Origin of the sequence: Paenibacillus sp. MDMC362, from assembly GCF_003269305.1 — a bacterium.
Classification (GTDB): Bacteria; Bacillota; Bacilli; order Paenibacillales; family Paenibacillaceae; genus Paenibacillus_AQ.
Window position 1 is genome coordinate 79,653 of sequence record NZ_QLYT01000023.1, and the last position, 12,186, is coordinate 91,838.

The 12,186-nt window shown below is 52.9% G+C and carries 8 protein-coding genes; 3 read left to right on the forward strand and 5 right to left on the reverse strand.

Going from position 1 to position 12,186, the window contains the following annotated elements:
- Nucleotides 1–201: 201 nt before the first annotated feature.
- The 4 genes from DP091_RS12405 to DP091_RS12420 form a co-directional block, all read right to left on the reverse strand.
- A complete protein-coding gene (locus tag DP091_RS12405) occupies nucleotides 202–1,197 on the reverse strand; it encodes a Gfo/Idh/MocA family protein (protein WP_113058606.1) in 996 nt (331 codons plus the stop codon).
- A 38-nt stretch (nucleotides 1,198–1,235) separates the two neighbouring features.
- The gene (locus tag DP091_RS12410; protein ID WP_113058607.1) at nucleotides 1,236–1,562 is read right to left on the reverse strand and encodes an antibiotic biosynthesis monooxygenase family protein; all 327 of its coding nucleotides are present in this window, start codon (nucleotides 1,560–1,562) and stop codon (nucleotides 1,236–1,238) included.
- A 229-nt stretch (nucleotides 1,563–1,791) separates the two neighbouring features.
- Complete coding sequence (locus DP091_RS12415; RefSeq protein WP_113058615.1) at nucleotides 1,792–7,830, reverse strand: phosphodiester glycosidase family protein; 6,039 nt, start codon at nucleotides 7,828–7,830, stop codon at nucleotides 1,792–1,794.
- 478 nt (nucleotides 7,831–8,308) lie between these two features.
- The gene (locus tag DP091_RS12420) at nucleotides 8,309–9,403 is read right to left on the reverse strand and encodes a CapA family protein (protein WP_113058616.1); all 1,095 of its coding nucleotides are present in this window, start codon (nucleotides 9,401–9,403) and stop codon (nucleotides 8,309–8,311) included.
- A gap of 335 nt (nucleotides 9,404–9,738) precedes the next feature.
- On the opposite strand from DP091_RS12420, the gene chrS reads away from it, so the two are divergent.
- From chrS to chrA, 3 genes are read left to right on the forward strand one after another with little or no spacing between them, the layout of a single operon-like run.
- Nucleotides 9,739–10,221, forward strand: a complete 483-nt coding sequence (gene chrS / locus DP091_RS12425) for a chromate efflux transcriptional regulator ChrS (RefSeq protein ID WP_113058608.1) — start codon at nucleotides 9,739–9,741, stop codon at nucleotides 10,219–10,221.
- Nucleotides 10,222–10,274: 53 nt separating this feature from the next.
- Complete coding sequence (gene chrB / locus DP091_RS12430; RefSeq protein WP_113058609.1) at nucleotides 10,275–10,844, forward strand: chromate efflux transporter ChrB; 570 nt, start codon at nucleotides 10,275–10,277, stop codon at nucleotides 10,842–10,844.
- On the forward strand, nucleotides 10,844–11,386 hold the full coding sequence (gene chrA / locus DP091_RS12435) for a chromate efflux transporter ChrA (RefSeq protein ID WP_113058610.1): 543 nt from the start codon (nucleotides 10,844–10,846) through the stop codon (nucleotides 11,384–11,386). Before chrB ends, chrA begins: the two co-directional genes overlap by 1 nt.
- A gap of 526 nt (nucleotides 11,387–11,912) precedes the next feature.
- Here chrA and DP091_RS12440 read toward each other — a convergent pair.
- On the reverse strand, nucleotides 11,913–12,186 hold a 274-nt coding region (locus DP091_RS12440; RefSeq protein WP_113058611.1), incomplete at its 5' end, for a Rieske (2Fe-2S) protein.

The window sequence follows — 12,186 nt, forward strand, 5'->3', positions numbered from 1 at the left end:
CATCTCTATCTCTATCATATTGAAATTTTATTTCAAATTTCAATAGTTTTAATAAAATATAATTTTATAAATCAGGCAGGAATTTAAGCTGTCCATGACGTAGGAATCACAAAAAAGAAGCCAACACGGGACAATCCCCGTATTGGCTTCATGATTCATTCAGTTCACGTATTCAAAAAGGCCGATAATCAGCGTCACCGCTTAACCTTCCGAAGGATACTTCAGTCCCCACTGCCCCCGGATCTGATCCAGCAGCCTCATAATCGCAAGCGACTCATCAAGCGGCATCACGTCGCTCTCAAGCCGCCCTTCCAGCAGACACTGCCCCACTTCGTAAGCCTCGAAGCTATACCCTTTTTCCTGACGATCATCCGTAACAACCACCGGTTCCTCGCCATCAACATGAAGCGAAGCGGATGTTGCATTCAGGAAGGACGGAATGTGAATATACCCGTTCGTGCCATAAATATAAGCTTCATTCGTCAATCCTAGCCGGATCGCCCCGTTTAACGAAGCGGTCTTGCCGGATTCATAAGATAGAATAACCGAGAACTGCTCATCGACGCCCGTTTCGCCGATATGCGCGGTACTCCATATCTTCTCCGGCTCGGTTCCAAAAATCATGGAGGCAAACGATACCGGATAAATACCCGCATCCAGCAGCGCGCCGCCGCCAAGCTCCAAATTCAGCAAACGGCCCTGCGGATTCCAGCCGCTCCGAAAACCAAAATCGGCCTTCAGCAGCCGAACGTCGCCGATAAGTCCATCGTTCAGCCATTCGCGCACCTGCCGGATCGGCGGAAGGAAACGCGTCCACATGGCCTCCATCAGGAACAGCTTCTGCTCCCGTGCAGCCGCCACTAATTCCTCCAGTTCATCCCCGTTAATCGTAAAGGGTTTCTCACACAGGACGGCTTTGCCGGCCTGAAGACACATTAAGGCATGATCCCGATGCAGCGGATGCGGAGTCGCTATGTACACAACATCGACGTCGGGATCTCTCACGAGCTCCTCGTAACTGCCATAAGCCCGCGGTATATCGTATTTAGACGCAAACTCTCCTGCATTGCTTGCCGTACGAGAGCCCACGGCCACAAACTGAGCGTTCTCCACATACGCCAGATCGGCTGCAAACTGCTCCGCAATCCAGCCTGTCCCCATGATTCCCCATCTGATCTTACCCGGATTCTGCCTCATCATTACTCCTCCTCATCCTCTTCCTTGTTTGGCCTTGCCTAAAGCTTGTAGAAGCTATCCCTCTCCACCTTGCAAATTCGCAAGCCAAAGCTTTCATACCACTCGTTCTTGCCCCGTTCCTGCGCTACCTGATGTGCGGCATTGTCCTTCCATAAACGAATGGCCTCCAGGGAATCCCAGTACGATACCGTGATCCCGAGACCCTCATCCCGGGCAGACTCCACCCCCAAATAGCCGGGCTGCTGCGCTGCGAGATCTGCCATTTTATCGGACATCGCCCCATACCCCCGGTCACCCTCTGTACGCTTGGACACAAAAATGCAGGCATAATACGGCGGCTTCGGCGTGTTCGCGTATTCCGTCATCCTCATCCCCTCTTCCCGGTTACCAGATTAGCCATTACTTCGATTTACATTCACTCATTGACCATGTAATCATTATATCGGAACTTCCGCCATTCTTTAACCTGTAAGAAAAATGTCTTTCGACGTATATGCCATGAAGATAGACCGCGGTTAGTTTTAAAAAAAGAAACCGCCTCTCTCCACTGCGATGGTCTACAGGAGGAGAGAAGCGGTATTCTGCCTTCTAGAATTACTTCAGCTTATTCAGCAGATTATAGATGACCTGCGCGCTTTCCGCACGCGTGGTCAGGCCATCCGGTTCAAAGCGGCTCGGCGTATGGCCTTGAACAAAACCGAGGGCAAACGCGGTTTCTACCGCTTCCTGAACCCAGTCCGGGGACTCGGCAAGATCAGTAAATCCGCTTCCCGCGCTGATGCTCTCCTGCTGCAGTTTCATCGCGTGGGCATAAGCACGCACCAGCATCGCCGCCATTTCCTGACGTTTGATCGGAGCGTCGGGCGCAAAGCGGTCTTTGCCGGTTCCGTTCACGATGCCGGACTGGGCAGCTGCTGACACGGCCTCGACGTACCATTTGCCTGAAGGTACATCGTCGAACGGCGCAGGTCCTTCTGCCTTAAGATCCAGCAGACGAACCAGCATCGCGGCAAATTCGGCCCGGGTCACTTGCTGGGCCGGTACGAAGCGGTCTGCGCTGACTCCTTCGATGAGCTGCTTCGCAGCCAAATCGCCGATCACCTCCGCGGCCCAGAATGAAGATGGAACATCCGCAAAGGTTTTCTCGTAATCCAGCAAACCGTAAGCGCTGAAATGGCGGATTCCCGCGGCCACGCGGCCGTCTTTGTTTACACCGCCAATATACTCCAGCTCTCCGTTGCCGGATAAATAGTACATGGAGATTCTTTTGCCATTGGCATCTGAAGATACAGGCAGTTCCAGCGTGATCGAATGATCGAATTCGGTTAAGCTGTGAACTTTGCCATCCGCTGTCGTTAATTGAAGCTGGAACTCCAGCATGGCTCCGGCTGCTGTCAGCTTAGCGCCGGAGACGCGGGCAGCTTGCGCGATTCGCTCCTTCATCTCCGCATCCGATAACGTTGCGGCACTCAGTTTTATCGCGCCCTTCTCAAGCTGCCCAGCATTTGCAAGACCGCCCAGCTGACGAAGCACTTCGGCCGGGATCGTTAGGGACAAATTCTTCGCTTCGAGACGGACTGAACCATCCTTGAGTATGTCTGCTGCATTCCCTGGCAGCGTGATATCCGTAAAGTTTCCTTCCACCGACAAGATCACTTGCCCGTTCGACAGTTTAGCTGCAAGCTCGCTGGCCGATAGGGTGATGCTGCCTGACGGTGGTGTAACCGGCGGCTGCACGGGCGGGTCTACCGGCGGCTCCGGCCACGGATCAGGATTTCCCCCGCCACGGGCGATTACTCTTAAAGCGTACTCCGATTTGAGTCCTTCGTAGGTTGCCGAAATAACGGTCGCCCCTTCTGCCAAAGCCCGTACCGAGCCCTGTACATCAATGGAAGCTACGTCCGGCTTACTGCTCGCATAGGTTACGCCTTCGATTAAGCGGATACGGCTGCCGTCGGTATAAACCGCCTCCGTAACCGTCTTATCCGTATCCCCGATCTTCAGCTCGGATTTGCCGCTTAAGCGTATCGATTCGATGCTGCCGTTCGGAATTCGATCTACCGTAACGCTCACGTCTGTATAGACATCCGATGCCACCGTGCTGGTCGCTCTTACGACCGCATGGCCCAGCCCTTGAGCCGTCACAATGCCGTCCTCGGAGACGCTGACGACATGATCCGACGGTTCGGAATGATATACGGACCATACCACGGTTCGTTCAGCTCGGCTCGGCTTCACCGCAGCCTGCAATTCGTGACTTTCGCCAGCGGCGAGCGTCAGCTCGTCAGATTTTACAACAATCTGTTCCGGATTCGGCTTCGTCAGCGTAAACTCATCCACGACTCGTCCGCCAACCGTTTTGGTTACAAAATGAAGCGCGTCTCCCTTCACTTCCACGGAGGCGTACATCTGGGTCTTCTCTTCGTCGACCACCTCATGCCAGCCGCGCTCCGTGTGGGAGTAAAATTTAGGACCTGATGACCCCGCCACGACGTAGGTCGTGCCCTCACTGTCCGCGGCGATCTGGTTATCCATCATCGGGTAGGAACGAATATAAATATGATCATGTCCGTTTAACACAAGATCCACGCCGAATTCCTCCAGCAGCGGAGCCCACAGGCTGCGGACCTCGGCGGAGTCGTAAATGCTGCCGTAAGGCCCGCGATGGAACATCGCAACGGTCCATTTCTTTGTGTTGTTGGCCAGATCCTGCTGGAGCCACTTCTTCTGCTCCTCCAGCTGATACTCGCTGTTCAGCATAATGAAATGAACGTCTTTGTAATCAAAAGAGAAGTTCGTTCCCTTCAAGCTGTCCAAGCCATTGCCAGGCTGGTTAAAGTGAGCCAGGAAGTCCCCGTTTTCCTTGGTCCCCATCACTTCATGGTTGCCGATGGCCGACACTAACGTCGTATTCAGGAAATGCTTCTGGGCTTCATTGAACCAATAGTTCCACTGCTCCTCCAGGAAGCCCTTGTCCACCATATCCCCGGCATGGACCATGAATTCGGCGTCCGGATGCTCGGCTGCCGCCTTGTCGATCGTATTCCCCCACAGCTCGAACTCTTTGGCGGTGGATGCCTGGGAATCCGCAAAGTACAAGAATTTCGTTGTATCTCCCGCGAGCTCCGTCGTTTTAAACGAGCCTTGGGCACTGTAATGACCTTGGCCGTCACCGACACGGTACACATACTCTGTGCCTGGCTCAAGACCGGCCGCCGTCGCTTTATGGACGCGGACCGTGCCGAGATCCAAGGTATGGTACAGCTCGCTGGCACCATTGAACTTCTGGACGTTCGGCGCATCGAAATCCGTAAATTCGGACCGCTTGGCCAATTCCACGACAGTCCCTTCCGTCGCCGGGTCCGTGTGCCAGTTCAGCATCCGCGACGTGGTTGGATCTTCGCCCATACCCACGCTGATGTTGAACGGAGTAGGACTTCCAGCCAGCGGCGATACCTTAAACTCCAAGGCCGGACTATATTGATTTCCTTTCACGGCCTGCACGGTATACGTCTTGACCTGGGACGTCAGGGACCCGGTCTTCAGGATACCCGCCGCATCCGTTATGCCCACCGCTGCCGCGTCTGCTAAGATCTGTACGCCTTCCACAGGCTGACCTTGGGCATCGGTCACTTTAAACTCGGTTTCATAACCCTGCACCGTTCCCTCCTCATTCCATCTCAGCGCATAATGCGTGGCGATCTGCGATTCCATCGGAAGACCGTAGAACGAGAACTCGGTATTGCCCGTATCGATGAAGGATACCGCCCCGGACGTAAGCGAAATGATGCTGCTGCCGGTTGCGTTCTTTTTCACGTCATACCGGATTTGGCCGATCCAATCCGTATCCTGCAGGGATGCGGTATGAATATCCTTCCAGGTCACTCCCACCTTTCCTGTTGAACCGTCGATGCTTGCGCTAACCTGGGATGCACTCAGCTTATCCCCCGGTATGAGCTCCAGATTCTCCACTTTGGCGGGATCGAATTGGAAATCGACATGGCCGCTGCGGATTTGGGATGTTTTCACACCTCCGATATCCAACGTGTAACTGCCGCCAACATAGATCGTATCCGGCGTATTGTATACCACTTTGGCTGCACCGGTATTTACGGTAAAGTTCCATTCATGGGTCGTTTGGTTGCCCGACAGATCACGGACGGTGACTTTCGCCTGATGAACGCCATCGGCGAGTGGAACATTCGGCGTGTAATGGATTCTTCCTTCCGGCGGATAAAGGGTATGCTGCACCAGACTTCCGTCCAGATAGAATCGGATTTTGTCCGGATCGATCAGCGTCGTTCCCGGATGCGCGACAGGATCATAGCCTGCATCTTCGGCATACACGGTAATGGTCGGCGTGTTCTCTGTAATCTCCGCACCGTCGGCCGGCGAGAATTTCTTCAGAACCGGCGGATCGATATCGTCATTGGCCGGACCGTACAATGCCCGAATTTCGTCCACGTAGATGGCACCGGCGTCTTTTTTTGCAGCCTGGGTTTCCATGTAACGAACAGGCATATCCATCACCAGCGGAAGGGTTCTTCCTTTGGGTACGGACGCTTCGAGATACTTCCATCCCTTGAAATCGACGCCGGTCGTCTGATCGGTAAAATCGAGCGGGATCGCGCCCTTGCTGTCACGCAGTTGAGCACGGAGCCAGTGCGCATTGCCGTCCCCATAGACCCACATGCTGATTTTCTCCGGATAGCCCGGAATTTCAATATTGTCTGTCGTTCCGTTGGTCTGCAGATAAGCGCCGGAGGTGCCTGTCATTCCGGTAAAATCATACTCCAGCTTCAGCGCTCCATTCCCCGAACGAATGTAGGTTTCATCGGTTTCAATGGATACCTTGGTCGATTTGAACTGCGCACCGGCGCTCGGTTTATAACGGCTAAGGCCGTTCTCGAAATCTTCGAGCATGACCGGCGGAAGACCGACGTTCACTTCGATTGAGGTCTCGATTTGACCGTACTTCACGAAGATTTTGCCGCTGACGTCCTGCTTGTCCGTAGCGGTAAACGTCCCGTTGCCGTCAATCGTCCCGATATCGCCTTCGGTACGCCACTCTAAACGGCTATTGTCGGCCTGGACCACTTGACCATTGCGGAGCGCCGTGACCTTGAGCGTCTCGGTCGAGCCGGAAGAGAAGGTCTTCACCGCGTCCGAGAACCTGAGCTCGGTCAGCTCATCAACAACTTCCAATGCGGCTTTTCCCGTCAGATTACCGGATTGTACGGATACCTCGGTCAATCCAGGTTGGTTGCCTGCCTTAAACGTCCCGGTGGCGTCGATTGTCCCATAGGCTGGGTCAACGCTCCAAACCGCGGCCTCCGTCATATTCGCCGGATGCAGATTCTGATCCACGGCCGCCGTTTTGAAGGTAGCGGATGAACCAGTCAGCACTCTTTCCAGCGTCGGTGCAACGACAAGTTTATTCGCTGCTCCTTCTGGCGCCTTGTTCACCAGCAAAATGCCGTTGGCCGTTTTGCGTTCCCCGCCGTCCGACGGCGAGTTGAGCACTTTGCGCTCCGTTTCTCCCGGCAGGCGGGCAACGAAGGTGGCCGAACCGCCTCCGTCCAGGTTCAGTGCGTTCACTACGCCAAGCTCCTGCAGCATTTCGCCAAGCTCGATGTAGGTAAGCCCTTCACTGAACCCCGGCTGGCGGCCATCAACCTCAAACAGCACAACGGAGCCGTCCGCTTTGGTGCCCACCACCGTTCTCGGGTGTACAGCCGGATCGGTATGCTGCTGCACGACGCCATCCTTGACCAGCATCACGGTACCGCCAATCGCCATCGTGACGTCCCGCCATTCGTTATCCAGCTGAAAACTCGCCGTCACTTCATCCCCTGCCTTCAACCCGGCAAGCTTGTTCCGCTGCGAGCCCGAAGCGGACAGAACCACTTGACCTTGGCCAATCGGCGAGTTCCCCTGGTCCTTAAGAACGGAAGCCACCTTCATCCTCAAGGTCTCCCCGCTGGCGGCCCTGCCGCTTACGATATCCAGAATGACCTCGTCGCCAAGATTATTGGTCATCGTGGTGGCATTGAATTTTTCGGTATAAAGGACAAGTGCGTCCGTCCCTCTTAGACGGTTAATGGAGGAGAGGCTGCTGACCGTTCCGCCTATCGTCACGTTTTTCGTTAATTTCGGACTGCCGTACAGGCTCGTTCCGTCCTGCTTAATGCCAAAGGCGTTCCGGCCGCTGGGCGGATCCGTCAACAGCTCCCCGTCCCCCATGAACAATCCGAGCGGAATGCCGGTGGACATATCATAGAAATCTCCGTTTACCGCCGCGATGACGCGATTACCTGCCTTGTCGGCATCGGACGCCATTTTGCTGACTCCCTGCATGCCGTATACCTTGCCGTCCGTGAGTCCCGGCTGAAGCTCCAGATTTCCCTGCGTTGGGTTGAACTCCACCATATGGACCTTCTGCTCGCCGCTGCCCTTTTGCATATTCGCCCAAGTATATGTAGCCCCCGGCCCGATCTCCATCTGCCGCATATCAATGACCGATGTAGCGGCGGCCGCTTGGTCGCTTGCAGCAGCTTGTCCTGCGGGAAACAGCAGCGATAGAAACATCACACCGCTGAGCAGCGCTGATATTCTCTTTTTGCTCCTTAACATGTACATGAATTCCTCCTTCTCTGTGCTTGGACTCTGGTTCCTCTCGGTTGTAAGTCCGCTCATGAACGAAAGACCTACTCGGGAGTATAACGCTGGCTTGTTAATTCCACCTCCGATCTGTGTTAAGACGAAGTTAACTCTGCCGCTATCGGCTTTACATTCAGTCATTAGCTGGAAGGGCTGCAAAAAAGTATGCTGCCGATCCGTAATTACCGCTCCGGGCGACCGAAATCAACTCGTCTTCTCTCTCTTCATCATAGTGAAATTTTATTTCAATTTACAATATATTTTGTAAAATTTTATTTTATTTTTTAGCAGGAATTTGCGACTGAATGACGTAAGCGGAGTTTTTGTCGAATGCGGGGAATAAAAACAAACGCCTTTCTGCCAGTTTCCGACTTATTTTTAAGATGAACTTCCAACCGCACACAAAAAAACAACCGCAGCATATAGCCGCAGTTGTTTTCAACATTTCCTATTATTTTTTGCTGACGTTGCCGTTGGCATCAATCTTTGCATTGTAGGAGAGTTTGTTCAGTTTCGCGATGATCTCTTTATTATAGTTCTTGTCCATCAGATTCGGTTGGCCTTGAATAATCTTCACCGGCGTAATCCGGCTCGTGATCTTGGAGCCTTGGATCTCAACATGCACCATCATCGACAGCAAGGTTTTGTCCCCGCCCCGGGTCGAGCGGTTGAACACGAAGTTGCCAAGCGAATAATAAATCGGCTTGTTCTTGTAATATTCGATGCCCATCAACGTATGACTATGCGATCCAATAATGATGTCGGCACCGGCGTCGATCATCTTCTTCGCCATCGTGCGCGCATATTCTTCCGGATAGTCAGCAAATTCCTCGTTCCAGTGGATGTACACGATTGTGTAATCATTTGTTTTTGCCGATTTCTTGATATGGGTCAGCATCGGCTCCATTGTGTAAGCGGAAGCAGCGCCCGGATGGTTCTTGCCCGCGATCCAGGAATTGTCCGACAGCACCCGGCTGACGCCCAGCACCGCAATTTTCTTTCCGTCAATGCTCTTCACGTAAGGCTGGAAGGCCTCGTCAATATTTCGCCCCGCTCCTGTATACCCGATCTTCTGGCGCTTCAGATGGGTAATCGTGTCCAGCATGGCCTGCTGGCCATAATCCAGGATGTGGTTGTTCGCCAGCGTTACGCCGTCTATTCCCGCGTATACCAGGCCCTTGAGCGTGTCCGGCTTCGAACGGAAGGCAAAGGTTTTATCCGCTGCCTTGCCGCGAATGGAGACCGGCGTCTCCAGATTGGCAAACGCCATATCCGCCTTTTTCAAGATGGGGGCCACTTTCTTAAACGGGTATAGGTTCCCGAATCTATCAATCTGGTTCCCCACGTATCCGTCTAACAGAATGTCACCTGCAAAAACAAGATCTATCGGTTTACTCTTCGACTTGGCTTGGATGGTTGTGCCCGCTTTATCATTAGTCTCCTGGACCTTGCTCTGAGTCTCTTTTCCATCCGTGCCTGCCGCCGAGACCAAACTCGCCGGAATGAGCATAACGATAACCAGAATGAGGCAAAATAATCTCTTCATATACATGCCGCCTTCCCAAATAAGAACTTCTAAGAAGCTAGTCATTTACCTTGTTTATCCTATCATAAATTGAAAGAAAAGGGTATTTATATCAAAGGAACCATTTAATAGAACCCAACCCTGGATGCTAACCAGTCAGCCCTTTAAGCACTACCCATAGCCTTAGACTTGAAATGCGAAGAAAAAGTTTCAACATTCGCAAATTATATTGAAAACTTCGTAATTTGCTTATATATTTAAACGTATCGTAATTAAAACATTAATTCTAATTACGTTTCGTAATATTTATACGAGGCATGCCTTACATATAAGTAAAACAAAAGGAGCTGCAATTCATGAATACTCACGCTGCCGGCGAGAACTCCTCTCTCTTGATTGATGATACGGACCGCAAAATCATTGCGATCCTCGGCAAGAACGGGCGAATCTCGTACACGGATTTGGCCAAGGAGATCGGATTGTCCCGCGTTGCCGTACAGGCCAGGGTCAATGCGCTGATTGATGAAGGCGTCATTGAGCGCTTCGCGGCGGTCATTAATCCGGAAAAAGTAGGAATTTCGGTGTCCGCTTTTTTTAATGTGGAGGTGGAGCCCAAATATTTGCAGCAGGTGGCGGACACATTGGAGAACGAGCCGTATGTAACAAGTCTGTATCATATGACCGGTCCCAGTAAGCTGCATATGCACGGACTTTTTACCGATCATAAGGAAATGGAAATGTTTTTAAATGAGAAGCTCTACCCGCTCCCGGGCATTACGAGTGTGGACACGCAGATTTTAATCAAGCGTTATAAAAGCCGAATGGGCATCCGACTCTAACTCTCTCGACAGAAAGGAATCATACCTTGCTTGATAAAACTAGCAACCCATATATGGAATTAACGTTCGGCATGTTCCGAACCGGCATACTCGGCTACGGCGGCGGGCCTTCGGTTATTCCGTTGATCCGTCACGAGGCCGTCGTTCGTTACCACTGGCTCAGCGACGATGAATTCGGGGAGGTGCTCGCGCTGGCCAACGCGCTTCCGGGTCCGATTGCCACGAAGATGGCCGCTTATCTCGGTTACCGGGAAAAAGGAGTGCTAGGCGCGGTGGTCGCGGTTCTTGCGCATATCCTCCCGACCTGCATCGCGATGATCGCGCTGCTGTCGGCCGTGACATTCCTCAGCAGCTCCAAGGTGGTGGCAGGCATGATTGCCGGCGTTACGCCGGTCATTGCCGTCATGCTGGGCACGATGGCTTACGAATTCGGCGAGAAGGCTGTAAAGGGGCTCGGCATCTATGCCGGGATCGGATTTTTCGTGGTGTCGTTTCTCCTGCTGGAGCGTTTCCAGGTCCATCCGGCCCTTGTCATTATGCTGTTCCTTGCTTATGGCACCGTGCATTTTAGAACCGTAGCCAAACTCAAAAAACAAAGACGGGATAAGGAGGGGTCCGCCTGATGGAAGAATGGCTTCAGCTGCTAATCAGCTTTTTTGTCTCCAACGTGCTCGGTTATGGCGGCGGCCCTGCTTCGATCCCGCTCATGTACAAAGAGATCGTCACGAATCACGGCTGGCTGACCGACCCGGAATTCTCCAACATGCTTGCGCTTGGCAACGCGCTTCCCGGACCGATCGCCACCAAAATCGCCGCTTTTGTCGGATACGGCGTATCCGGCTGGATGGGCATGACCCTCGCCCTGGCGGCAACGGTCATCCCTTCCGCGGTAGCGCTCATCTGGCTGCTGAATTTGCTGCAGAAATACCGCACGTCACCCGTGGTTAAAGGCATGACCCTGCTGGTTCAGCCGGTCATCGCCATCATGATGCTGACCCTGACGTGGCAGATCGGTCAAAGCTCCGTCATCTCCATCGGCCTCCTGCAATCCCTCGGCATCGCCGCCGTCGCCTTCTGGGCCATGAACATCCGCAAGATCCACCCGGCGCTGGTGATCCTGGCCGCGTTTGCTTACGGGGGCTTGGTGTTGTCGCAGGTGGTGTGAGGGAGAAGTGTATAGGACAACAGTAACCCGTTCGAAATAATCGCTATGACCAAAAGAGCGAGTATGAGGGATTCACTCCCACCATACTCGCTCTTTTTTCAATTGAGAGCCATCCAAGCCGTCAACGGACTACGCACCGTACCTATCGCCCCGCTTAGACCAACAGGGCAATGAGCAGAAAATCACCTGTGAACCGGACGTCGGCAAATATAATCGCCATATCATTCAATATGTCCCTAATTCCTCTTGCTCTATGGTCGTGAGGACTTTCTAACGGACTCAGAATACCTTATTTTGTACAAAACAGCCCTTTTGGTAGCTTTAGCGGACACAGAGGACCTTATTTGCTGTTTTTATTGGTATTGGCATCCGTAATTCGCACAATAGCGGATCTGGAGTCCGGTACATTGTAAAAAATCGAGTTTTGATCTTAAATAACGAATTTAGGGTCCGTTATAATCTGTCACAAGTAACTTAAGTGCCCGTGGCTAGTAATGATACCTGCAGCCCCATTAATTACATCCCTTCAACTCCCCGCCTGCTTCCTCCCCATCACCACCCCAATCCTGCCCTCTTGGACCTCCACCTTATACTTCTTCACCCGGATGCGGTCGCTAAACAGCGACTTGCCGGTCTGCAGGTCGAACTCCCAGCCATGCCAGGGACAGCGGACAATTTCGCCTGCCCGGCCGTATTCGTAGTCGTATACCTCCGAAGGAAGCGTCGTACCGGAGACCAGTCCTGCGCAGATTGGCGCCCCCTGATGCGGGCAGTAGTTCAGAACCGCATGATACTCGCCG

What these genes read in the sequence shown, in the direction of transcription:
- chrB (WP_113058609.1), top strand. Translation starts at nt 10,275, where the DNA reads ATGGAATTAACGTTCGGCATGTTCCGAACCGGCATACTCGGCTACGGC.
- DP091_RS12405 (WP_113058606.1), bottom strand. Translation starts at nt 1,197, where the DNA reads ATGAGGCAGAATCCGGGTAAGATCAGATGGGGAATCATGGGGACAGGC.
- DP091_RS12410 (WP_113058607.1), bottom strand. Translation starts at nt 1,562, where the DNA reads ATGACGGAATACGCGAACACGCCGAAGCCGCCGTATTATGCCTGCATT.
- DP091_RS12415 (WP_113058615.1), bottom strand. Translation starts at nt 7,830, where the DNA reads ATGTTAAGGAGCAAAAAGAGAATATCAGCGCTGCTCAGCGGTGTGATG.
- chrS (WP_113058608.1), top strand. Translation starts at nt 9,739, where the DNA reads ATGAATACTCACGCTGCCGGCGAGAACTCCTCTCTCTTGATTGATGAT.
- chrA (WP_113058610.1), top strand. Translation starts at nt 10,844, where the DNA reads ATGGAAGAATGGCTTCAGCTGCTAATCAGCTTTTTTGTCTCCAACGTG.
- DP091_RS12420 (WP_113058616.1), bottom strand. Translation starts at nt 9,403, where the DNA reads ATGAAGAGATTATTTTGCCTCATTCTGGTTATCGTTATGCTCATTCCG.